We start from the raw sequence: 25,198 nt of genomic DNA, 5'->3' as shown, positions 1-25,198 counted from the left end.
AATCGCTGCTGTCAGCGTTGTTTTACCATGGTCAACGTGACCAATCGTGCCGATGTTTACATGCGGCTTCGTACGTTCATATTTGGACTTTGCCATCTGAGCTCTCTCCATTTCCTGCCCTATTCAGGGCTGAGTTGAAAGTTAATACGTAACCGCCTGATTACGCGAATTTTTTCTGAATTTCTTGAGCCACTGCCGTCGGCACTGGATCATAATGATCAAACTGCATTGTATATTGGGCACGCCCCTGGCTCATAGACCGCAAACTGTTGACATAGCCGAACATGTTTGCAAGCGGAACCATGGCATCAACCACAGTAGCAATACCTCTCGGTTCTGTACCGGAAATCTGTCCGCGGCGGGAATTCAAATCACCAATAACATCACCGACATAATCTTCCGGTGTCACAACCTCAACTTTCATGATTGGTTCCAGAAGCTGGGCTCCAGCCTTCTGAGCTCCCTCACGGAAAGCAGCACGGGCTGCAATTTCGAAAGCCAATACGGAAGAGTCAACATCATGGTAAGCACCGTCAAGCAAGGTTGCTTTAACACCTTGCATCGGAAAACCTGCAAGAGGACCTGACCCCATGACACTCTCAAGCCCCTTCTGAACACCCGGAATGTATTCCTTCGGAACAGAACCACCAACGATCTTCGATTCAAACAACAAGCCTTCGCCGTCATAAGGTTCGAAAAGAATCTTGACACGAGCGAACTGACCAGAACCACCGGATTGTTTCTTATGTGTGTAGTCAATTTCGGCAGGCTTCGTTATCGTCTCGCGATAAGCAACCTGCGGCTGTCCAACGTTGGCTTCAACCTTGAACTCACGACGCATACGATCAACGATGATGTCAAGATGAAGCTCGCCCATACCAGCAATGATTGTCTGACCGGATTCTTCATCCGATTTTACACGGAATGAAGGATCTTCTGCTGCCAAACGATTAAGAGCTATACCCATCTTTTCCTGATCGGCCTTGGTCTTCGGCTCGATAGCAATTTCAATAACCGGATCGGGGAATTCCATACGTTCCAGAATGACCGGATGAAGTGGATCGCAAAGTGTGTCACCAGTCGTGGTTTCTTTCAAACCAGCCAAGGCAACAATATCACCAGCAAAAGCTTCATCAATATCTGTACGTGCATTCGAATGCATCAGCAGCATACGACCGATACGTTCTTTTTTGCCTTTTACTGTGTTTTCAAGCGAAACACCTTTATGAAGCTCGCCTGAATAGATACGGCAGAAAGTCAACGAACCAACGAACGGGTCGTTCATAATCTTGAAGGCCAGCATCGAAAGCGGAGCTGCATCGGAAGATTCCCGTGTCGTCTCTTCACCTGTCTTGACATCAACACCCTGAATGGCAGGAACATCAACCGGAGAAGGAAGATAGGAAACAACAGCATCCAACAACGGCTGAACACCTTTGTTTTTAAAAGCCGAGCCACAAAGAACAGGATGGAACAATACCTCGCAGGTACCCTTGCGGATAAGAGCGATAAGCTCGTCATTGGTAGGCATTTTGCCTTCAAGATAAGCTTCGGTAGCTGCTTCATCGACTTCAACAGCAGATTCAACCAGTTTCTCGCGATATTCTTCAGCTTTTTCCTTCATATCTGCAGGAATTTCGCTGGTCATTGTATGACCACCAATCGAACCGTCCCAAGTAAGGGCCTTCATATCGATAAGATCAATAACGCCTTCGAAATCATTTTCTGCACCAATAGGCAGTTGAAGAACAAGTGCTTTCGCTCCAAGACGCGAACCAACCATTTCAACGCTGCGATAAAAATCAGCGCCGATCTTGTCCATCTTGTTGACAAAAACCATCCTCGGTACGTGATATTTTTCCGCCTGGCGCCAAACAGTCTCTGTTTGCGGCTCAACACCGGCATTGGCATCAAGAAGTGCAATAGCACCATCGAGAACGCGTAATGAACGTTCTACTTCAATTGTGAAATCGACGTGTCCTGGAGTGTCAATAATATTAAACCGGCATTTTTCGCCGTTACGACCTTTCCAGAAGGTGGTTGTTGCAGCGGAAGTAATGGTAATACCACGCTCCTGTTCCTGCTCCATCCAATCCATCGTAGAAGCGCCATCATGCGTTTCGCCGATTTTATGATTCTTACCGGTATAGTAAAGAATACGCTCGGTCATTGTGGTCTTACCGGCATCAATATGCGCCATAATACCAAAATTGCGATAATCTTCGATTTTATACTCGCGAGCCATATTTTTTGCTTTCGATTAAAAAGAGTTCTCTTACCAACGATAATGCGAAAAGGCGCGGTTGGCTTCAGCCATACGGTGCGTATCTTCGCGTTTCTTGACAGCCGAACCACGATTATTCGCAGCATCCATCAATTCACCCGACAAACGATCAACCATGGTTGTTTCGTTACGGTTACGTGCTGCAGCAATAAGCCAACGAATGGCCAATGCCTGACGACGATCTGGACGCACATCAACAGGAACCTGATAAGTTGCACCACCAACACGACGAGAACGAACCTCGACATGCGGAGCAACATTCTCTAGTGCCTGATGAAACAGAGCAACCGGTTCTGTTTTTGCTTTATCTCCAACTGCATCAAGCGCACCATAAACGATGCGTTCTGCAACTGACTTCTTACCATCAAACATGATGGCATTCATAAACTTTGTAATCACAAGATCGCCGAACTTAGGATCTGGATTAATCTCACGTTTTTCTGCTCTATGGCGACGGGACATTGGCTTCGTCTCTCAAACTTATTTAGGACGTTTGGCACCGTATTTTGAACGGCGCTGCTTACGATTCTTGACACCTTGTGTATCGAGCACACCACGAATGATGTGATAACGAACACCCGGCAAATCCTTAACACGTCCGCCACGAATCATAACAACGGAGTGTTCCTGAAGGTTATGACCTTCACCCGGAATATAACCAATAACTTCAAAACCATTGGTCAAACGAACCTTGGCAACCTTACGGAGAGCCGAATTAGGTTTCTTCGGTGTCGTTGTATAAACGCGCGTGCACACACCACGCTTTTGCGGGTTTGCCTGAAGGGCAGGAACCTTATTACGCTTGACCGGCGCTGTACGCGGCTTGCGGATCAACTGGTTTACGGTAGGCATTCAACCTTCCTCTTTTCAATCTCTTTTTGTCTCGCCCAATCTGGGCCGCTTCACTTTATTTAGCTACCAGTCACCTGGCAACAACAGTAAACACATGCACAAAAAACCGGGCCTCACCGCTATCGTGCAGATCACCCGACTATAAGCAGAGGAGACTTTTTCAGTCTCATGCATCCGGCATTTGCGTTTCAAAACCGTAAAACGAACCCTGTTTGAGGCGAACTCCAAAACGTGTCGTTTCGAAAATGTAGCTAACCTCACATCGGCTCCGATGGCGGTTTATTAACGATAAACTACCGTTGCGTCAAGCCCTATCGCCCAAGAAAAGCAATGAAATTGCGAAATTGGCGGCGATCAGGCAAACCGAATACAGTTTCGGATAAAAACATCCTATGCTCGGACCTATTTTATAGGGCCTGCTGTACCAATAAGCTTCCCAAATGTTAAATTCTTGCACTTTTTTCGGATGATTTGGGACTTGATGGGCTTCGTTCAAGAATCAATACAAGAAAAATAGAATCGTCTTGAGACAATGATCCAACAAATCTGCTGAAGTTTTCACGCCTTCGCATGGTAGAGGTGCTTACACTATAATAGAGATCAAAGTGGTTTTGTTTGCAGCAGGTCAATATCCAGAATTCAAACTGTTAACTATGTCTATCATGAGATTAATAATGCCAATGAAACATTGAAGTGTCACCAAACAATGTGAAGCCGAGAACTCCCCACCTCTGCTGCTCATGTGCGCCACACCAAACCGGAACATCCCTCTTAATAGTTTGACGAGATTCTAGGCGGAAGGCAGTTAGCGGGTTTTGAACCATTCAAATAGTGCCCTTAAAAAAACGCTTTCGACTAAAGAAAGCCCTATTCCGATTTCGCTGCGCTTAAGCTTTAAAAACAAGAAACACCGATCAATAAACAAACAAATGCTTGAAGCTTTTAGCAAACATTGATTAAAGTATAATTCATGAAGATAGCAACATGGAATGTAGCAGGCATCAGGGCCAGACATGAAACGCTGATAAAGTGGCTGAAATGGTGTGAACCCGATATCGTCTGCTTGCAAGAAACAAAAACGATTGACGCAACCTTCCCACGGTCCGAGATTGAAGCGCTTGGCTACCATATTGACGCGCATGGTCAAAAAGGATTCAACGGCGTCGCCCTACTTTCAAAAACCAATCCGGATGAAGTCATACGCGGTCTTCCCGGAGATGATAGCGACGAACAGGCGCGTTATATTGAAGCTGTTTATTCGACCAAGACTGGGGTCATCCGCGTTGCATCACTTTATATACCGAACGGCAATCCGGTTGATAGTGACAAATATCCTTATAAGCTTCGGTGGTATGAGCGTTTCTTTCAACATGCCTGTTCTCTTCTTGCCTTGGAAGAGCCGTTGATATTTGCCGGCGATTATAATGTCATTTCATCGGATTTCGACGCGAAAAATCCTGATGAATGGGTGGGAGATGCGCTTTATCTTCCCCAAACTCGACAAGCACTCTGGAAAATAAAAAATCTCGGGTTTTATGATGCTATCCGCACCACGTCCGATGAACCGAATTATAGCTTTTGGGACTTCAAGTCCGGAGCATGGCAGAAAAACGATGGCATAAGAATCGACCATTTTCTTATTTCCCCCGAGGCAGCAGACAAGTTGGAAAATAGCTCTGTCCAAAGTGTTGTCCGTAGCTGGGAAAAACCGTCGGATCATGTACCGGTTGTCATTAATTTGCGCTGATATTCATTCTGCGTTCGCTTTCAGCGAAGTGAAACTATAAAGAATCCGTTTAAAAACACATAAAAATTATATTCATGAAAAAAAATGTGTTAAACTTATCGCTAACTGCAATTTTATTGCGGAATTAAATGAATAAGGAGAACATTCATGAAAAAGGCTCTCATGGCTTTTGCCGCTTTGGCAATCTTGGGATTGACCGGAACAGCAATGGGTCAGCAAAAAGACACTCTCGAAAAGATTAAAGACACCGGCTCTGTTACATTGGGCGTGCGTGAATCTTCAGGTTTGGCTTACGCTTTAGGGAATGGCAAATATGTCGGATTTCATACCGAAATGGCTGAACGCATTGTCGATGATATTTCCAAAAAAATCGGAAAACCGATAAAGATCAATTATTTGCCTATTACCTCACAAAACCGCATCCCGCTTTTGCAAAATGGGACCTATGATTTTGAATGTGGTTCAACAACCAATAATGCTGCAAGAGGCAAAGAAGCGGCTTTTGCCTATACGACTTATGTCGAGGAAGTGCGCATTGCTACAAAGAAAAATTCAGGGATAAAGTCGATTGCAGATCTTAATGGCAAAACTGTTGCAACGACGACAGGAACGACGTCTGTTCAACTTATCCGGAAAAATAAACGTGCGCAGAACATTGATTTTAAAGAAGTAAATGGAAAAGACCATGGCGACAGCTTTCTTCTTCTTGAATCCGGAAGAGCAGACGCATTTGTTATGGATAGATCGATTCTTGCCGGAAATATTTCAAAATCGAAGAACCCGGCAGACTACGTAATTTTGAACGATGTTCTTTCCGTTGAACCGATAGCATGCATGTTACGTCTGGATGACAAAAATCTGGAGCAGGCCATCGACGACAGCATTGTCCGTCAGGTCAAGGATGGTTCACTTGAAGTGCTCTACAATAAGTGGTTCATGCAACCGGTACCTCCTTCAAATACAGTTGTCGGATTGCCACTTTCGGATACAACCAAATATGCATGGGAACACCCGAACAACAAACCGATGGAAGACTATCAGGAAAACAAATAATAAAATCATGCTGAAAGGCTGCTTGCATGGGAACTTGCAGGCAGCCATTTTGACAATTGGATATCATGGTTTTGTTCATCCAAATTTTTATGTATGAGTGCTTTGTGTAAGTTTTCGGGAATAGTCTACAATGGATTTTTCATTCCTCTGTATGGATGATATTGATCACACCCATGTTGCGGGGTGTTTTGGCAAAGCCGGTTTGAGCCACACCTATCTTGACACTTTGGTCAATGCATTTCTCAATACCGCGCTACTTTCCGTTTCAAGTTTGATTTTGGCCATCATTGTCGGCGTAATTATCGGCACAATGAGAACTTTGCCTAAAACCTCTATATTGAACCGGGTTTTACGAATAATTGCGCGGATATGGGTGGAAATAACACGTAACATCCCGTTGTTGGTTCAAATATTTCTGTGGTATTTTGTCGTACCGAAGATTTATCCTCCGGCAATGGGTTTCCCGCCAATGATTCTCATCATCTGTGCATTGGGATTTTTCACATCCGCTCGTATTGCCGAACAGGTTCGTTCGGGCATTGAATCGATTCCGACAGGGCAACGTTATGCCGCCATGGCGATGGGATTCAGCACGTTTCAAACTTACCGCTATGTCATCTTGCCGCGCGCGATGCGAACAATTCTGCCACCACTCATATCGGAATCGATGGGGATTGTAAAAAATTCGGCAGTCGCATTCGCTGTCTCGATTCATGAATTGATGCAATTCCAATTTCAGGCCATTGAAGAAGTAAGCCATGTTTATGAAAACTATATGGTCGTCACTGTCCTATATGTCATCATTTCTCTCGTTATCTTCATTGTCATGACAATCATTGAAAGAACGGTCAAGATTCCCGGTTTCCAGACGGAGGGGAGATAATTATGTCCCATCTCGGCTCCACCCTCTCCTATTACCTGACCTTCGATTTTTCGTGGATGGATTTTTCCTTCTTCACTTTCGATGTGTTCAAAACCTATATTTTGTCCGGTCTTATTTTTAGTGTTGTTCTCACTATTGTAGCAACGATACTAGGGCTGATTTTCGGAACACTATTGGCAATGATGCGCCTATCCTCAATAAAGCCGCTGTCATGGATTGCCACTTTTTACGTCACCGCAATGCGGGCAATCCCGCTCGTCATGGTGATTTTGTGGTTCTTCGTTTTGCTTCCCTTTGTAACCGGTCATTCAATAGGGGCGAACAATTCTGCATTCATTACATTTACCGCATTCGAGGCAGCCTATTTTGCGGAAATTATGCGTGCGGGAATTCGTTCAATTCCACAAGGTCAGAAGTTTGCAAGCGAGGCTCTCGGCATGACTTACTGGCAATCCATGCTGATTGTTATATTGCCGCAGGCATTGCGTAATATGCTTCCCGTACTTCTTACACAGGTTATCATTCTGTTTCAGGATACTTCGCTTGTCTATGCCATTAGCGGTAATGATCTCCTCAAAGGTTTTGACATTGTGGCTAATAACTTCGGTGTCAAACAAGAAGCATATATTCTTGCTGCTGTGTTCTATTTTGTTATCTGTTTTACTCTTTCTCAGGCCGTTATGTACCTGCAGAAGAAAGTTGCCATTATTCGCTGATAGGAAAGTTTCATGCCCGAACACATGATTGAAGTAAAAAACGTTTCAAAATGGTACGGAAAATTCAACGTTTTGAAAAATTGCTCTACCAATATTAGCAAGGGTGAGGTTGTCGTTGTTTGTGGTCCTTCCGGTTCGGGAAAATCGACCTTTATTAAAACTATCAACGCACTCGAGCCATTTCAGGAAGGGCAAATCTGGGTTGATGGTGTTCCCGTTCATTCGCCTAAAACCAATTTGCCAAAACTGAGAAGCCGTGTCGGAATGGTTTTCCAACATTTCGAGCTTTTTCCGCATCTATCGGTGATGGAAAATTTGACGATTGCCCAAACCAAGGTTCTTCACCGCTCAAAAAAAGATGCCATTGAAAGCGGACTGAAATATCTCAAACGCGTTGGTCTGATCGACCATAAGGATAAATATCCGGGGCAACTTTCGGGTGGTCAACAACAGCGGGTTGCCATTGCGCGCGCTTTGACAATGGATCCGGTTGTTATGCTGTTCGACGAACCGACATCAGCCCTTGACCCAGAAATGGTCGGAGAAGTTCTTGATGTCATGGTGGGACTTGCGCAGGACGGTATGACCATGATCTGCGTAACCCATGAAATGGGATTTGCCCATAAAGTTTCCGATAGAGTCATTTTCATGGATGCCGGAACAATATTGGAAGATTGTACTTCCGAAGAGTTTTTTGCTTCTCCGGAATCAAGAACCCCACGCGCCCGCGATTTTTTATCGAAAATCCTGAGCCATTGATCGTTTTAACCAAATATAATTCTTAGAATGCCGGATAAGGTTTAAGCACCTGCTAAACCTTTCCGGCTTTAACAATTCTATATCGGGTTGTTTGCACATAAGTCGGGGTTCCGTCTTTTATTGCGCTTTTTCAAGAACGTGTTTTTCACCTACATAGAATTGGCATTTTCAAAATCCGAATTGTGGTCCTTTTAATGAGATAAGTTTCTAGCGCTTTGCTCCGACCACAGAGGCAACATCAATAGGATTGCCATTCCCTCTCAACTTCTAGAATTAGGCAAGTTAATCAGATAAATTCCGATATCCGGTTTAAAGGATAGTTATTGAAAAATCCGTCGCGTTGTTTTCCTTTTCATGTCAGATTTTTAAGAACCGCAATAAACCGACGCTTTTTATCGAATAAAAAAGCGTTAAGAGGTCGTGCAATATAACACCAGCAAAAGAGATGTCGGGAGAACAATGAGTGCTATCAACACGGGGTTTAGCAAAACCGCCAGACTATCCGCCGAGTAAGTTAATCGGTATCAGGCAACTTTAAGGACGGAAATCGGAATTGGCAGGACTGCTTTAATTCGGATTTCTTGAGTTTATCCCGAGGCCGGAAACCATACTTTTTAAACGAATTGGCTAATGGGAAATCGATAAAATTGCAAACAAAGTTTTAATCAGAAACCGTTGTCATTTCTGACAATGTCGCTTGCAAGCGAAATAGCCGTACGACGATCGGCTTCTCCGGAAACAGCAAAAGCACGCTCTTGCAACTGTCTTATCCATATTTGATCATGTGGCCCGGCTTTTTCATACGCGGCGGTCATCATTGCAAGTCCACGCACCGTCTTGCCCGCTTGAAAAAGCATGTTTCCCAGCATTGCTTGTGCCGCCGGGTTACCTTTTCTCGCCGAAAGTTGGAACCAGCGTGCAGCTTGAACAGGATTCTTTTCACCGCCATCACCATTCAGCAGCATTTTACCCAACCGATATTGGGCTTCGGGGTTGCCGAAATTGGTTGCTGCCTGCAAATAAAGGCTACGCGCTTGAGGCATATCCTGTTTAACGGGAGAATTCGGAATTCCGGTTACGAGATAGTCGGCTATTTCAACAAGTGCGTCCGAAAGATAGCTTTCATCTTCCGAACCGGGATCGGCACCTTCCTGAACAATGCGAACGTAAAACTTGTAAGCGGCGTAGTCGTTTTCTGCAACACCATCTCCATCCGCATACATACGGGCAAGCTTCCAATTGGCACCCGGATGCCCCATATCGGCCGCATATTTCAACGCCTTGACAGCCTGACCTTTATCGCCATTTTTATAGGCTGAAATGCCGCTTTTAAAAAACTCGAACGGACTGTCGGACTCGCTTTTTGTGTGGTTCACATCCAAAGCAGATGCTGTTGAAAGACAGATTCCCAATGTGAGCGCAGTCACACTGGCCAACCAACCTTCTTTGCACCTGTTCATATGAACTTTTCCTATCTCGCCCGTCTTCATACACGAATGCTATCAATGCTTGCTAAAATGCTCTTTCTTTGTGGTGGGAATGAGGCACCAACTTTGCTGGTATTATTAGCATATCAACTATCATAAAGGTGTTGCTTCAAAGCAACACGTAAAAATCACCTTGCTATGGTTAACTCGATGCAACGCATTATTTCATTTAAAATTGCATCAGGATCGCAATTATGTAGAATAAGTTAATAAAGCCGTTAAAACTTGATAATTATAAAGCTTGATTGTTTTTTTGAACAAACATAGCCAACATGAAACTGATTTGCCAACTTCAACGTTATTTGCCAACTTGAAACTGATTTTCCAAATCGAAACTGATTTTAATGAGTCGAAACAATGATGAGTAAAACGAGTATTATAGTGTTCGCTCTTTGCGCGGCTATTGTATCGGGTTGTTCTGTTACGAAAAAGCCGGAAATCGCAGCAACGGATGAACATTCAGCTTCCACTGGTTACTGGTATCTTGGCGATAACGGAGAACGCCAATGGCGAACATTAAATCCTGCCGATATCCCCGAGCCAGCCCCTGCCATGCGAAAAAATTATGCTTCATCAACAGGCAATGGAAGCGGAAACGGTTAAAGGTAAAGAAAACCGCCCTTTAACGGATGTCAGGGCGGTTTTCGTTTTTTTAAAGTTGTTGTGAAATCAACCCAAGCGCTTCATGGCAACAACAAGTTTTTCTTTAGCTGCTTCAAGTTCGCTTAACCGTTCGCGTTCGGCTTCGACGATTTCCGGCTTGGCATTTTGTACAAACTTCGGATTATTGAGCTTCTTTTCAACCTTTTCGATATCAAGATCAATTTTACCCATCTCTTTTTCAAGCCTTGCGCGCTCGGCATCAAAATCGATCAATTTACCTAATGGCATGCAGAAGGTTGCCTCGCCAAGAATAATCTGGGCCGACGCTTCAGGAACCTTGTTAGCGAATTCAATGCTTTCAATACGGGCAAGGCGCTTAATTGCTGCCTCATGACGTTCGACGCGTTCTTTTGTTTGCTTGCCAGCCTCAACAATAACCAATGGTGCCATTGCTCCCGCCGGAACATTCATCTCTGCACGGGCAGAACGGATTCCGCTCACAACATCAATGAGCCAATTGATATCTTCGGCTGCCTTTTCATCACGGAAATTGATATCCGGCCAACTTGCCAGTGCCAACATAGTGTCTCTTTTATGCTGATCCGTTGCCGTCAATCTCCATAATTCCTCCGTCATATAAGGCATGAAGGGATGGAGAATTTTATAGACCTGTTCAAGAACCCAGGCGACGCAGGCCTGTGCTTCTTTCTTGTCACTTTCATCTTCGCCCTGAAAAATCGGCTTCAACAGTTCGAGATACCAGTCGCAAAGCGTATTCCAAATAAAACGATAGACAGCCGCCGCTGCTTCGTTGAACTTGTAAGTTTCGATTCCGGAGGTGACTGCTTCAACTGTTTTCGAAAGTTCAGTCAAAATCCAGCGGTTAAGCGAGAGTTTGACCGATTCCGGTTTGAATGACGGATCATAGGCAACGCCATTCATTTCAGCAAAACGCGTGGCATTCCATAGTTTCGTTCCGAAATTACGATATCCGGCAATACGCGCGGGATCGAGTTTTACATCGCGTCCCTGCGCCGCCATTATAGCCAGCGTAAAGCGCAAAGCATCGGCACCATATTCGTCCATGAGGTCGAGGGGATCAATCACATTGCCCTTCGATTTCGACATTTTAGCGCCGTGCTTATCACGAACCAGCGCATGCATATAAATGTTGTGGAACGGCACATCATGCATGAAGTGCAGCCCCATCATCATCATACGGGCAACCCAGAAAAATAGAATATCAAAACCTGTTACCACAACGCTGGTCGGGTAATATTTTTCCAGTTCTTTTGTCTTATCCGGCCAACCTAGCGTCGAGAATGGCCATAAGGCCGAAGAAAACCACGTGTCGAGCACATCCTCATCTCTCCGCAGTTCAACAGACTTTCCATAATGTGCGTCAGCAGCCTTCTGTGCTTCTTCCGCCGATTTTTCGACGAATACCTTGCCATCAGGCCCGTACCAGGCGGGAATTTGATGCCCCCACCATAATTGGCGGGAAATGCACCAAGGTTCGATATTTTCCATCCAGTTGAAATAGGTTTTTTCCCAGTTTTTGGGAATAATCGTCGTTTTGCCGTTTTTAACGGCATCAATGGCCGGTTTTGCTAGTTTTGCCGCGTTGACATACCATTGGTCGGTCAACAACGGTTCAATCGGTACACCACCACGGTCGCCATGAGGAACCATATGCGTATGATCTTCCACGCCGGCAAGATAGCCGCCCTCTTCCATCATCTCGACTATTTTTTCCCGTGCCGCAAAGCGATCCATCTGGTCGAATATTTCAACAAGTTTCTTGAGCTCGTCTGTCTGTTCCAGATCTTTTAAAAAATCCTCGTTGTCACGCAGAAAAATTTTCGCATTTTCTGTCATGATATTGATGATTCTCAGATTATGACGACGACCGACCTCGAAGTCGTTGAAGTCATGCGCCGGTGTGATTTTAACCGCACCTGTGCCTGCCTCGGGGTCAGCGTAATCGTCACCAACAATTTCAATTTTACGTCCGACAAACGGCAATATTGCATGGTGGCCGATGAGTGCCTGATATCTTTTGTCTTTCGGATTGACTGCAATACCGGTATCACCAAGCATAGTCTCGGGCCGTGTTGTTGCCACAACAATGAAGGTACTTGGGTCATCCGGATTGAAGACTTTGCCTTCCAAAGGATAGCGGAAATGCCAAAGATGCCCCTTTATTTCCTTCTGCTCGACCTCAAGATCGGAAATGGCTGTCAACAGTTTCGGATCCCAATTGACAAGGCGCTTATCTTTGTAAATCAACCCTTCTTTATATAGAGTAACAAAAACTTCAAGAACTGCGCGCGACAATCCTTCGTCCATAGTGAAGCGCTCGCGCGACCAGTCACAAGAGGCGCCCAGACGCCGCAATTGGTGAGCGATTTTACCACCCGATTCTTCGCGCCATTGCCAAACACGTTCGACAAACTTTTCACGTCCCATTTCTTGGCGTGTCGGTTCTTTTCTTTGCGCGAGTTGCCGTTCGACAACCATTTGGGTGGCAATGCCGGCATGATCCATTCCCGGTTGCCATAAAACATTTTTGCCCCTCATACGCTCGAAGCGAACCATGATGTCCTGAATGGTATTATTAAGCGCATGCCCCATGTGTAACGAGCCGGTGACATTGGGCGGCGGAATGACAATACTGAAAGCCTCGGCACCGGGCTTGGACCCTGCGCCAGCCTTGAAGACACCATTGTCTTCCCATTGCTTTTCTATACGGGGCTCGGTCGAGCCGGCATCATAAGTTTTGTCTAACATTCTCTTTTCCAATTTCCACCGGTAAACGGGCGATCTCGTTGCTGTCGTGCAAAAGATATCCGGCTTCCGTTTGAACACACATTTTCAACCGGTTTTAACCGACTTCGTAACAGGTTTCAAAAAATAATAGAATGAATCGATAAAATTTCTTGATTTAATATGGACTTTACGCATTTTCGACGATTTCAATTGCTTTGACCGTTAAGCGTTGACGCCCCCCTGCATCAAACGCATTTGACCGCAACCTCGTTAACCGGAAAACCGGTGAACCAGTAAATAGCAAAAGAGCGCCGATTATTCGTCACGAAGACTAATTCGCCGGTATATTATCCACGATCGGAGGGAAAATTCTTTTCAAACGCAGTGGTTATTTCTTCGCGCAAAATCTTTTCCACAAGAACAGGCCAACGTTTTTGCAGCCATTTCACAAGTACCGGCCGCAATGCCTGTTCGGCCAAAGAGTCGACACTTTCCCAAAATTTCGGGCTGAACTGCATGTCGGCATAAATTTCTTCACCCTGAGTCACCGGTTGCGGTTCTCTTTCGGGGGCGTTTTCAACTTCCTCACGAGCAGAAAAGTCTTCACTTCCAGCCGGTTGATAGACGCCGGTCATAGACGAATCCCGAGGCGAAGCATCTTGAGACAAAGAATCCTGTGATAAAGTATTCGGAGACAACGTATTCTGGAACGTGCCTGTCGCCTCCTCTACCGGACGAGCTGTTTCGAACTCTACCCTCTCTTGTTGTCCGGCCGGAACGTCGGTCATAACCGGTTGCGTTGTGCTATCGGCAACGGCTTCCATATTGTTATTGACCGGCTGTCCCGCATTGCTATCGAACTCGTTCCGGTTAGCCTGCTCGCTCAAACCGATGCGGGCAGCCAAAGCTTTCATGGCATCATCAACGTTCAAAGAATCTGTATTCGCCTCCGGTCTCATTTGCGCTGTCGCGGGGGCGGAATCATTATGAGCTCCAGAGCGAATTTCACTTTGGTTTTTCGCGGCCACACGCGGAGTGACGTGTCCTGTATTTTCCTCGATGATCTCGCGTATTGATGCGAGTATCTCGTCTGTTGTCGGTTCCTTAGCCGCGTTTGAACTTTGTGCCATACTCTTAAACCTCATACTCCAACTAGCAACCAGAATCGTAGGCCAAACTTAGCAAATCATCCAGCTTGCTAAAATCATTGAGCAAAATTTCCGGTACACTACGCACAGCTTTCTCTTCTTTTTCAACCTACGCTAGGTTGATACCCTTGTTATACCCGCGATACGTTCATCCAGACAAGGCCGGTATCCTTCGGAAAACAAGTTATTAGGCAATTCAATGGGCAATTTGAAACATAGATGGAAAATTGCAGTACTCTATCTATCTCAATCGTTTAGCGATAAATTGTTCAGCCTTCTCAAACAGTTTTCATCGGATAGATAATTTGCTCTTTCCCGGATTAGCTGTTGCATCGGATAAATCACATTCATTACTGTAAAATCCGGTTAGCTTTAATCAAGCTAATAAATGCCGAATAAATGACAATTTTAAAAATCGAACAATGACCGGAAATGTAAGTCAGTCATCGTGGGATTTTTACAGAATTGGCTACTTTGATTGTTGGTAATTCCGAAAACAGCATCAGTTGTCCGATACCGTGTCATGAAAATGAGAATTTCGGAAATGGAAGAAAAAAAACTTCAATAGCGTACGATGACCCACTGATGAATGGTCTTCTATTGGTATTGCGAATTTAACTTTTCAAACATGTGTCCACGATTAACCAATGCTTTCCGTGATTTTTATTTTGCGAGCCATATGCTTTTATCATGATGGAACGAGTCGGCACGTTGTCGACAAAATGATGAATCCAGAGGATGTTATCCGTTTTTCTTCAACTGATAATGGCATTCGAACCATCAGTTCCGGCGCAGCAACTATAAAAACAAAAGGGCACATTTTAAAAAAATGTGCCTTTTTATAATCAGTTGAAGAATTTTGTCGGGGTCGGATATCCCGTTGGTTATTCAACAAACTTTATTGGACCGGAAAATTCACCGGCCATCCGGTGTACGTACGCCGATCCATTTATCCTTCACCGCTTTGTTGTGTTCTTCAGGATCATATTTGACAACACGGAGTCCCAATTGATCAGCTGTCATTTTGCCAATTGCCGATTGGACATTGTAGCTTGCGACAACTACGTTACGTTCTGCCGTTACCAAAGAAATCTGGGCATCAATGAGCTGCGTGCGCGAATTCAACACATCCAATGTAGTCGCTTGTCCAACGCGGTTTTCCTGAACACGACCATCAAGTGCAATTTCCGCAGCACGAACACTATCCCGATAGGCTATGACAGAAGCACGAGCCCCTTCCAATTGCGACCAGGATGACGACATATTTTCACGAACGCTATCTTGTGCCAAATCAAGCTGTATTCTTGCCTGACCGAGCTGTTCCTTTGACTGGCGTATTTGTGCCGACGTCCGTCCACCCTGATAGATAGGAACATTGATCGACACGCCAACGGAATTCGACCGACCACCGTCACCGGGACCATTATAAATCTGGTTATAAGATGTACTTGCGGACAAATCCACCTGAGGAAGCAAAGCGCCTTCTTTGGCTTTTACATTGTAGGAGCTCGCGTCAATCAGATATTTTGAATATAAAATTGCAGGGTGAGTCGCTGCACCGATTTTATATCCGGCATCCGGCGAACCCGGCAGTGCTTTAGAAACCGGCGGGCGTTCGAGTTTATCCGGATCAGCCCCGATAACCTGACGATATACAGCTTCTGCCGACTTCACATCGGCACGTGCAAGGCTGAGCTCGGAGACTGCAACTGAACGGGCTGCTTCGGATTGAGCCAAATCTGTACGTGTTCCTTCACCGACATCAAGTTTGGCCTTGTCAGCGCGAACCTGTTCTTCAAGCGCTGCAAGGTTCTGCCGACGCAATTCGGCAATTTGCCTGTATTGGAAAACATTTGCATAAGCGGTTGCAGCATTGACCAGCATATTCTGCTCGGTATTGCGCAAATATTCTCTCTGGGCCTGTGCTTTGACCTCTGCTGAAGCGACCGTGTTCTTGGTAACAAAGCCATCAAAGACTTTCTGGCTTAATTGTACCCCCAACGACCCGGTCGTTGTATAATAGGTCGTGGCAGCACTACGGCCGCGGGCATAAGAACCGAAACCCTCGATTTGCGGGCGGAAATTGGATTTTGCGATAGCTATATCCTCGTCAAGAATACGCGCGCTCGCTCTTTCACTGTTCAGATTACCATTATTTGTGTAAGCCTTGGCAAGAGCCCCCATTAGCGTTTCGGCATGCACAGGGTGCGACGCAAAAACAACGCCTGATAGCAACAAAGCCGATAACAGAGCTTTTTTTGTTTTCACCACAGCTACACCTCTATTCATATAAATTCACAATCATCCATCTTGCATGGACGAGTTGCTACTATTTACCTGACCGTCCAAAAAATGCAATGCGTCAGTTCATTAAAAATCTTAAACGTTGCACAAGCGCAACCCTTCAAAGATATCTCAGAAAACAAATTCCGGGGTTTTCTGAAAACCTTCCAGCGGATTGATTGCGAGGTTGAATATTCGACGTGCAGAAACGACTCCGTCTTCTTTCATATAGACCCGCGCAACAGCAGAATTTCCATGCCCTTCAGCAACCACGAGACGACCGCCTTCCCTCAATTGTGCAAATAGCGCCTCCGGAATAAAATCAACCGCCCCTTCAAGGAGGATTACATCAAACGGACCTTCTTCAGCATAGCCTTTGGTCAATTCGCCACTTACGACAACAACATTGTCATAGCCGCCTTTTTGCATATTTTCATTGGCAATTGCAGCAAGTTTTTCATCCTGCTCCAGTGCGATAACAGAGCTTGCCAATTTTGACAAAAGCGCGGCACTATAACCTGTACCTGCTCCAATATCGAGCACAATATCTTCGGATTTAATATCTGCTGCCTGCAGCAATTTAGCCAGAGCCGCCGGTTTCATCAAATAGCGTCCGCACCCGCCTGCACGAGGCGCTGCCAACGGAATTGTCTCGTCCGAATAACTGAGTTCTTCAAATTTCGCGGGGACAAATTTCTCGCGGGGAATAGACAAAAAAGCGGCGAGCACGGACAGTTTCGTCACATCAACTGTACGAATCTGCCCATCGACCATTCTCTGCCTTAGCATTGCAAAATCTGCTGCCATAACCGATTTTCCTTTTTATACCCACTACGCAACATTTTAACGGAAATATATATAACCCGACGAGATGTCGCAAAAAACATCGCTTCAGTCAATCACAACATTGGCAAACTCGTTGTTTCACTAGCGAAATCAAGTGGAATACGTCATCAGACCTTTGTGATCCAATTGTGCGTAGCTATAACATAAATATATAAAATACGCATGAAAAAGTTCTGAGAAAATCTATCAAGTGATAAGCACGATAGAATTAAGTCAATTTTTTACTGACACTCATTCATGTTGCCGAGTTCGAGAATGTCCGACTTTACAAAAGCCTGAAAGCATAGAGTTATAAACCTAAATTCTTAAGACCGACAACAGCGGACAGCTCAACAAAAGTCGGTGTAACAAGCCAACATTTTTGCTTCCGATTGAATATTCCGAATGAAAATGAAATTGACGATTCGGTCGATTGGAAACAGCTATCATTTCACAATTTTTCTGAAATAAACATCTTCCGTCTGACAGACTTAAACTATAGTGCCGCATCACCGGATGTTGATGAAATTTAAGGAACTAAAAGCCGGTCAGGCAAATCGCATGTAGACATCGGCTACTTGTAGAAGAATCTGGCTGTTCAGAAAAACCGATCCAATGGGGGGGAACTAAATGGAGGCCTCGCCCGGAGTCGAACCGGGTTACAAGGATTTGCAGTCCTCTGCGTAACCGTTCCGCCACGAGGCCTCATAAAATGCACGTAGGTCATTAAGTTAAGCAAACGCTTCCGTCAAGACACCCTATAACTGAATATGCGGATTTTCTGTTAAATCTTGCACATTATTGGAAGACAAATTCGACAGCGGACTCAAATCTGTTTTCGCTAATCGTTTGTGTCACATGCTTATCTTCCAAATTATTCTCTGACCTTTTATCCGATTGCATTTCCGATCAACATAACCCTAACGTTTAAAAAATTGTCTGTGCTGAAAAGTTCTTTTTGCAATCCGTGTTATCAATGCAATGATCAAATTTATTCATCCGGATAATGAGTTAATTTCGACAAACGAATAGTTCCCGCATGAGACTCGAATTGCTGTCCTCAAGCCGCCTTCTCTAAACGATGTTATATTCTCTGAATTTCGTTTATTTCTAATGACGAAATTTATCTCCCGTTATCTCTTAAAATACGGTTGGGACGTGCAACGGGGGTTCCTTATGGCTTCACCACCACTTCGGTGCATGAGCCTCGCCCTACTTCTTCCTTCGTCACGCTTTATTTGCTTCTTCGACATACAAGCAAGAATGGCGTTTTTCCCCCTGTGTGAGTGCTATAAATGCAGTATCCCGAACACTTATTCAGATTTTTTTTAAAAAATAGCATTTCCCTATTTGCAAAACATAAATTCATTTGCTATAGCCCTGCTGCATCACACAAATGAGCATCGTTCCCCGGTAGCTCAGTGGTAGAGCCACCGGCTGTTAACCGGTTGGTCGCTGGTTCGAATCCGGCCCGGGGAGCCATTTTTCTTCTTCCTGTTTATAAATTGTTGTTTTACCGTGAAATTTTTAAAGCGGAAATTGTTGGAAGAGATGCGAAAATAAAAAACCGTTGCAGTTTTCCCGAAGTTTTGTGATTGCTTCTTGTGCTAATCTTCCCGGTCATTATAGCTCTCTTCACTTCAGGTCATAGGCGGACATGGTTCATATTGAAAGCGGTTTGTTTTAGGCATGTGCATGGGCAGCATAACATGCGTCGTCAATTGCTGAACCGGTTATTTACCTTGAATGTTCTGAGTATTTGATTTGCTCGGCTTTTTTTAAAGCCCTAGCGTTTACAACCACAGGGCAGAAGCTATCCGGCTCTTTTCCGGTTTAGAATGTTCTATTATGTGATCCGTGCAATTTCATCATTAAAACGGATTTAAATTGTCTCCACAGCAAGTATAGTTGCTTTTCAAGCTCTTCTGTGACCATTCGTCGAGTTAAGGCTACGCAGCAATTCTTCGAATTCAGGTTGCTGATCGGGTCGGTATTATTGCGGTATCGCACGGGCTTTAGACGCGTCTCTATACGGCGTTTCAAATGTCCCTGAGATCTTTAATGCGAATAGCGTATCGATCAAGTTGTTGCTCCTCCATCGGATCCGTCTCCTGCCCTTCCAATGCTAGCTGCAACCATTCCTGCATAGAAGAGAGTGCAATGAGTTGTTCTATATAGCCCATCGATTTCCTGCTTAATTTAAGGATATAGTTTTTGATACGGAATGCCACCGGGCAGAAAAACGCATCAACAGCAGTAAATCTGTCTCCGGCAAGGAACGGCCCATTGAATTTTTCTTGTGCGGATACAAAGAGTTCATCCACGCGACGAATATCATTTTCAAGTTCCGGAGTTAGTTTTTTCAGTTTCGCAATAACACCTACCGACATCGGGCATTGTGCCCTTAACGCCTGAAAAGACGAATGCATTTCAGCAGCGGCCGAACGCGCCCAAGCTCGCGCAACACGGTTTGTCGGCCACACATTGTGGTAACTTTCATACAAATATTCTGTTATCGCAAGACTATCCCAAACAGTGATCGTGCCATCAATAAGAACCGGAACTCTTGCCGAAGGTGAAAAAAACTTTAAACTGACTATAATTATCCTGCTTGAAATAATGTTTTATTTCTTCAAACTCTATCGCCAATGTTTTCATAAGAACCCACGGGCGGAGCGACCATGAGGAATAGTTTTTGTTTGCAATGTGCAAGTTTGAACATTTTTTTGAGCTCCGACATAAAACTTAATGAAACGGGGTACATTGGACAGGCTTTAATAACTTCGATTGCTGCCGGTCTCAATGCCGGTGCCGCAATTTTAGCAAACCGGCATATTTCCGCATCCTGCATAAACCCGGCAATACCAATTTCCTTATTTCCCACATTTAAAAATATCTGCATGAAACGCCTTTTCGCAATTTATCGCTCAAAATTATCGCTCAAAAAGCATCCATAAAAAAATTAAAAATAAAATTATTTGTTCTATATATAAAAATATATATTATATTTTCACATATATCTTTAAATAACTATAATATATTAAATTTTATAGATTCTATATTATTTTTTAGATTAAATATACTTTTTTGTAAATATTTATGAATACTTTTAATATACAAATATTATCAGGATTGGAACAATTTCCAAATAGAATTTTTTGATTTTCGTGGAATCACAAATTTTCGTTTTAAAATTTCGACACTCCCTCCATTCATATCACTCGGTGAAAACAGGAAATAATCGAGCATAAACAACTATAAAAAAGAAGCCTGCACTCTTTCCAGTTGAAAAAGCACAGGCTTTCAATATTCAATTTTCCTGAAATTCCGGAAAATAGTTTATTAAAATCAAAATTGATGAAGGTTGATCAGAACTGGTATTTGATCTTGAGACCGCCACCGCCGCCTTCACGTCTGCCGATAAATCCTTGACCGCTGACATCAACACTCAAAGCATCAATCGTGCTAACCGGTTTCATAGAAATACCAGCTTCCACAATGCCTGTGTCACCTTCAAGAGATGGCTTGTCCAATTTCAATCCATAAGCACGGGCTGCAACTTCACCATCAAATTCATGATCGTAAGCAATACCGACATATGGCTTGAGCTGTTGGTTATAAATCATCGTATATCTGGTACCGATGCGTAAACGCGAACTATCTGCTTCATCGAAGTGCAAACGGTCACGACCGACATCAACGGTTTCGCTATCGACTTTTGTCCAGAAATAGCGGCCATAGACATCAACCGAATTGCGTTCGTCAAAATTCATGACATAACCGACACCACCATGTAGGCCGTAATAGTCCGCCCCACTGTCGTAATCACTCCCCTCGCCGAATTCACCCAACAAGTCATCCGTGTCAAAATCGGTGTCAAGATGACCAGCACGGAACGATGCTTCTGCATAAAGCCCGTCTGCCTGACCTGCGTCAAGCTTGTTGACAAGCCCCAAACCTGTTCCGGCAAAATCAATCCGGCCGAGAACACCGCCTCCGGTATAGTGCGTGTCACCGTCACCATGAACCGATGCATAATTGGCAAAGCTGTTATAGGTATCATATGTACCGCGGCCATATTCGAAGAATGCACCGAGCGTTACCGGATGTTTGTCTGCAAGGTCAAAGCCGGTTGCCAATCCGACAGCCATATTGAAACCGTCAACATTTGCATGGCTTCCCGTTTCATAACGGTTCGAGCTACCGTCAATAACGAAGAACGGCATCAAATTCATCTGCCATGGATTACTGCGCCCCTCTGCAACAGAACTTTTGGCTGCACGAATGCCGGAATTTGCAATCAAATCTGCTCCTTGATTCAAGAAGCCCAGAGATGCTACACGCCCCTCAGAAAAGGCCTTTGTTTGCGGGTTGATACGACCTGCAAGCTCGCGGTTGCCGCTTTCGCCCTGCTCACCATGCGCTGTATTTCCGGTGTTGTTAGTTCCACCGATATTAACATTAGGCAAATTGTCGGTATTAGAAGTGTTGCCGGAATTGCCATTGTTTTGATTGGCATTGGTCCCATTGTTAGCACCGGTATCGCCGCTGTTACCTACTGTATTCTCTCCGCCGTTTGAACCTGCATTGTTGCTATTATTGCCGCTACCATTGGCATTATTACTTCCGCTATTGTTGGACGTATTCTCTCCGCCGTTGTTTCCTACATTGTTGCTATCGCCAGAGTGCTCCTCTTTCACAGCCTGACTATTTTGAGCGGTTAGAACATAACCATTGTCGGATTGTTCTGCCTTCATGTCATAGATCAGAAAATTGCCTTGTTTGACTTCCATAACAGATGTCGGCGCGTTGGCAGTTTTATCAATAAGCGTAATTTTGTCGCCAACAGTCAGGCGATTACCATCGTTGTCAATTGCGACTTTATGCGTCGTGTTGGCAAGATTAACGGGGTTTTCGCCGGTAATGCGAACCAGAGCATCATTATTGACAACATCCTTCGGCAAAATCCAATTATAATTTTGTACGTTTTCAATGCCCTCCAACTCGCCTCGGAAGTGATTGAGATTTAATGTATTGCCGGTAAAGACATCTGCAGACGATCTGACCTCGCCGTCAAAAAAACCACCATAAACAGTGCCGCCGATTTTTACATTTCCACCTGTTAAAGTGATCAAATTATTCGTGGCATTACCATTTGACGTAACACCACCGTAAACATTGCCATCAATAGTCGCATCTTCGATCGACACGCTGTTATTTGTCGCATCACCAATAAGTGTTTTACCACCGACGCCATAATCAGCCAAATGTGCCCCCCCATTAATAGTGAGCGAATTTCCGCTCACATTACCATTTTCGGAAGCACCTGCCACGGCAAACGTATTGACTGTTGCATTCGAGGTCACCAACAAAGTATTGTTTGACGCCGAGCCATATTGTGTATAACCACTGGTAACCTGATTAACAGTCGCACTATCAGAAATCGTAAGCGAATTGCCTTCGGCGTTACCCGATACTTCGCCATTCTCCGACTTCTCAACGTAGCCGGAAGTTAGATTACCTGTAACAGTGACATTCTTGACCGTGACAACATTATTTGTGCTTGCACTGTCTGTTGAATATCCCCCTGTAATCTGCCCATTGATTGTCCCGCCAGAAACATGAATCTGATTTTTATCGGTACCCTTGTTACTTTCTCCGCCGACAATGCTGCGTCCGACAGACCCTCCGGTAACATTTATTATGTTACGATCGGCACGACCATTCGTTGCTTGCCCCCCGTAAACGAAATTCTCGACCGAACCGCCATTTAAATTGACAGTGTTACCGGTTACATCGCCCAATTTACTAGCACCGGCAACGAGATTTCCCTTTACGTTTGTTCCCTCACCACTCATGGTAACGGCATTACCTGTCACATTACCCGCTGTGTCGGCTCCGCCGCCAATAACATCTTTCTTGACAGTTCCACCGGTAATGGTAACCTGATTACCTGACACGCTGATAGCATCCGGATCGGTGCCACTTTGCGAACGCCCGCCAATAATCTGGTTTTCTACTGTCCCCCCCGACATTTCAACCGTATTTTGTAACGCCGAACCGGTCTGTGAAAACCCGCCGTGGCCAAGTGTAACAGTTCCCCCATTGATGACGAGTTTGTTTCCTTGTGCTGCGCCATTTAGCGCATTACCACCCCCGGCTTCAACAACCTTTGCGTCGCCGGAAATCGTTGTCACATTATCTTTTGCTGAACCATTACCTACGTCAACCATTCCGCCATAAGCAGTTTCTGTTACTTCGCTGGTGCCGGAAATGGTTACGCTATTTCCAATAGCATCGCTTTTTTCAGCTTTGTCGAAAATAAATCCCCCTGCAATGCCTGATGCTCTTGCCGTTCCATCCATAATGACGTGATTATTGGAAACAGATGCATCCTTGGAAGATGTACCGCCTGCAACAAAAGCAGTAGTCTCACCACCACTCAGGGTTAATGTGTTGTTGTCAACTACGCCTTCAGCGTCCGTGTAACCGGCGTAAATATTCTTTCCGTAGCTGCCACTTTTGACCACAACCGAATTATTTTTAACATCTCCACTTGACGAAGCACCACCCAAAATAATTGCGGACGCTGTTCCTCCATCTAGTGTCACAGTGTTGCCAGATGAACCGGTCTTCCCAAATCCACCGTATATCATTCCGGTAACATTGCCTTTTGAGAACTCGACGCTGTTATTGTTGGCACTGCCGGCATTGGAAGTGCCGCCCATTACCCGGCCCCCAATTTGGCCGTCGGTTATGACAACCTTATTTTTCTCAGCAACACCGTCTCCGACGATTGCTCCATAAACATCCTCATTAACTTTCGCAGTTCCCTGGATATTAACGGTATTTCCTGAAGCATTAGTTGCCGATGCTCCTGCAACGGTATCAGGAGCTTTATAGTCATCTGTTAACTTACTCGGATTATCTACTGTAACTATATTGTTCACGTCACTCTCGTGAATTGTCACGTAGGTTCCGTTTTTTTCACTATGGTATGTGTCGTAATCGCCTTGAGTACCATTATAATTAATTGTTCCAGCCCACGCTGAAGTCGTATTCGACCCCGCAAATGCCAATGCCAATGTTAAAGCAGACACTGTTGTACTGAAATATTTTTTACTCATTGTAAAAATGCCCCGTTGAGAATTATTTGCTGATAACGACAGACCAGCTCCTTTTAAAATTCAGAAGCATAACACGCACATAAATTCAAGTGCAGAACAAGCAGAAAAAAATCGTTTTAGTTAATTTTATGCTGTTCTTTGGCTAATTTATCACAGTTTTTTTTCATTTATAGTTGAAAAAATTCTTCTTCTTATAATCTAAATCTCTATAAAATAATGAAAAATCGTCATTTTTTGGTTTTTCTAGCATTCAAACAGATAAATCAACCTAGAGTGGATTATGTTTTTGATCGTCAATATTCAATATCAAAGCTTCGCGCCTTCATAGCGAATCTCTAATACTTTCAGACAATAACCAATTCGATTAAATCAGAAATCGCTTTCGCGACGCATCAAGAGCTGATCCAACGATTCAAAATGTTATTGATAACCGACCTGATGACCGTTATTGAACGCGTTTTCAGATACGTCCGATCTGTCGGCAGCAATGTTCAAGCTTGTTTTAACCGGACAAAAATCCGATTACTCGCCACCTGTTTTAAAACGAGCTGAATTTTTTAAAAAATCCCGATTGATTGAAGTTTATCACTCACCAATTGCTGGTGTCGAAAACCGGATGAAGATCAGATTAAACTATCGCTGTTGTGCCTCACAAAAGCGAT

The 25,198-nt window shown here is 44.4% G+C and carries 18 protein-coding genes and 2 tRNA genes; 7 read left to right on the top strand and 13 right to left on the bottom strand.

Going from position 1 to position 25,198, the window contains the following annotated elements; all coding sequences use genetic code 11:
- From H3V14_RS05375 to rpsL, 4 genes are all read right to left on the bottom strand, one after another.
- Nucleotides 1-96 (bottom strand): GTP-binding protein (locus H3V14_RS05375; RefSeq protein WP_246713085.1); only part of this gene is annotated, 96 nt, incomplete at its 3' end.
- Between the two features lie 64 nt (nt 97-160).
- Nucleotides 161-2,245, bottom strand: a complete 2,085-nt coding sequence (gene fusA, locus H3V14_RS05370; RefSeq protein ID WP_198222791.1) for an elongation factor G — start codon at nt 2,243-2,245, stop codon at nt 161-163.
- 30 nt (nt 2,246-2,275) lie between these two features.
- The gene (gene rpsG, locus H3V14_RS05365; RefSeq protein ID WP_075868529.1) at nt 2,276-2,746 is read right to left on the bottom strand and encodes a 30S ribosomal protein S7; all 471 of its coding nucleotides are present in this window, start codon (nt 2,744-2,746) and stop codon (nt 2,276-2,278) included.
- Nucleotides 2,747-2,764: 18 nt separating this feature from the next.
- On the bottom strand, nt 2,765-3,136 hold the full coding sequence (rpsL, locus tag H3V14_RS05360; RefSeq protein WP_002964366.1) for a 30S ribosomal protein S12: 372 nt from the start codon (nt 3,134-3,136) through the stop codon (nt 2,765-2,767).
- A 970-nt stretch (nt 3,137-4,106) separates the two neighbouring features.
- Between rpsL and xth the strand changes: the two genes are divergently transcribed.
- The 5 genes from xth (at nt 4,107) to H3V14_RS05335 (ending at nt 8,294) form a co-directional block, all read left to right on the top strand.
- A complete protein-coding gene (gene xth / locus H3V14_RS05355) occupies nt 4,107-4,883 on the top strand; it encodes an exodeoxyribonuclease III (RefSeq protein WP_198227121.1) in 777 nt (258 codons plus the stop codon).
- A gap of 147 nt (nt 4,884-5,030) precedes the next feature.
- Nucleotides 5,031-5,936, top strand: coding sequence for a transporter substrate-binding domain-containing protein (locus H3V14_RS05350; protein WP_198227119.1), 906 nt, complete (start codon nt 5,031-5,033; stop codon nt 5,934-5,936).
- Nucleotides 5,937-6,066: 130 nt separating this feature from the next.
- A complete protein-coding gene (locus H3V14_RS05345; protein WP_075868535.1) occupies nt 6,067-6,819 on the top strand; it encodes an amino acid ABC transporter permease in 753 nt (250 codons plus the stop codon).
- Nucleotides 6,820-6,821: 2 nt separating this feature from the next.
- Entirely contained in the window at nt 6,822-7,535 is a 714-nt protein-coding gene (locus H3V14_RS05340; RefSeq protein WP_143238453.1) for an amino acid ABC transporter permease, read from the top strand.
- A gap of 12 nt (nt 7,536-7,547) precedes the next feature.
- On the top strand, nt 7,548-8,294 hold the full coding sequence (locus H3V14_RS05335; RefSeq protein ID WP_083639705.1) for an amino acid ABC transporter ATP-binding protein: 747 nt from the start codon (nt 7,548-7,550) through the stop codon (nt 8,292-8,294).
- A 665-nt stretch (nt 8,295-8,959) separates the two neighbouring features.
- Here H3V14_RS05335 and H3V14_RS05330 read toward each other — a convergent pair.
- Nucleotides 8,960-9,754, bottom strand: coding sequence for a tetratricopeptide repeat protein (locus H3V14_RS05330; protein WP_075869813.1), 795 nt, complete (start codon nt 9,752-9,754; stop codon nt 8,960-8,962).
- 384 nt (nt 9,755-10,138) lie between these two features.
- On the opposite strand from H3V14_RS05330, the gene H3V14_RS05325 reads away from it, so the two are divergent.
- The gene (locus tag H3V14_RS05325; RefSeq protein WP_075868544.1) at nt 10,139-10,384 is read left to right on the top strand and encodes a hypothetical protein; all 246 of its coding nucleotides are present in this window, start codon (nt 10,139-10,141) and stop codon (nt 10,382-10,384) included.
- Between the two features lie 66 nt (nt 10,385-10,450).
- Here the strand turns inward: H3V14_RS05325 and H3V14_RS05320 are convergent, their stop codons facing one another.
- The 5 genes from H3V14_RS05320 to H3V14_RS05300 all read right to left on the bottom strand — a co-directional run bounded on the left by H3V14_RS05320 (nt 10,451) and on the right by H3V14_RS05300 (nt 18,114).
- Complete coding sequence (locus H3V14_RS05320) at nt 10,451-13,174, bottom strand: valine--tRNA ligase (RefSeq protein ID WP_198227117.1); 2,724 nt, start codon at nt 13,172-13,174, stop codon at nt 10,451-10,453.
- 326 nt (nt 13,175-13,500) lie between these two features.
- Nucleotides 13,501-14,283, bottom strand: coding sequence for a DUF2497 domain-containing protein (locus H3V14_RS05315; RefSeq protein ID WP_198227115.1), 783 nt, complete (start codon nt 14,281-14,283; stop codon nt 13,501-13,503).
- 933 nt (nt 14,284-15,216) lie between these two features.
- Nucleotides 15,217-16,590, bottom strand: a complete 1,374-nt coding sequence (locus H3V14_RS05310) for a TolC family outer membrane protein (RefSeq protein WP_178391748.1) — start codon at nt 16,588-16,590, stop codon at nt 15,217-15,219.
- A 126-nt stretch (nt 16,591-16,716) separates the two neighbouring features.
- Entirely contained in the window at nt 16,717-17,391 is a 675-nt protein-coding gene (locus H3V14_RS05305) for a protein-L-isoaspartate O-methyltransferase (RefSeq protein ID WP_198227113.1), read from the bottom strand.
- A gap of 649 nt (nt 17,392-18,040) precedes the next feature.
- Nucleotides 18,041-18,114 (bottom strand) — tRNA-Cys (locus H3V14_RS05300).
- A 702-nt stretch (nt 18,115-18,816) separates the two neighbouring features.
- Between H3V14_RS05300 and H3V14_RS05295 the strand changes: the two genes are divergently transcribed.
- Nucleotides 18,817-18,891 (top strand) — tRNA-Asn (locus H3V14_RS05295).
- Nucleotides 18,892-19,448: 557 nt separating this feature from the next.
- On the opposite strand, the gene H3V14_RS05290 is transcribed toward H3V14_RS05295, so the two are convergent.
- From H3V14_RS05290 to H3V14_RS05280, 3 genes are all read right to left on the bottom strand, one after another.
- Nucleotides 19,449-19,799, bottom strand: a complete 351-nt coding sequence (locus H3V14_RS05290; RefSeq protein WP_198227111.1) for a hypothetical protein — start codon at nt 19,797-19,799, stop codon at nt 19,449-19,451.
- A 242-nt stretch (nt 19,800-20,041) separates the two neighbouring features.
- Complete coding sequence (locus tag H3V14_RS05285; protein WP_198227109.1) at nt 20,042-20,311, bottom strand: hypothetical protein; 270 nt, start codon at nt 20,309-20,311, stop codon at nt 20,042-20,044.
- 466 nt (nt 20,312-20,777) lie between these two features.
- Entirely contained in the window at nt 20,778-24,536 is a 3,759-nt protein-coding gene (locus tag H3V14_RS05280) for an autotransporter outer membrane beta-barrel domain-containing protein (RefSeq protein WP_198227107.1), read from the bottom strand.
- Nucleotides 24,537-25,198 lie beyond the last annotated feature (662 nt).

Source organism: Bartonella sp. W8151 (genome assembly GCF_016100385.1).
In the GTDB taxonomy this organism is placed as follows: Bacteria; Pseudomonadota; Alphaproteobacteria; order Rhizobiales; family Rhizobiaceae; genus Bartonella; species Bartonella apis.
The sequence above is the reverse complement of the archived record's forward strand: the minus strand, read 5'-3'. Positions and strand labels throughout refer to the sequence as shown.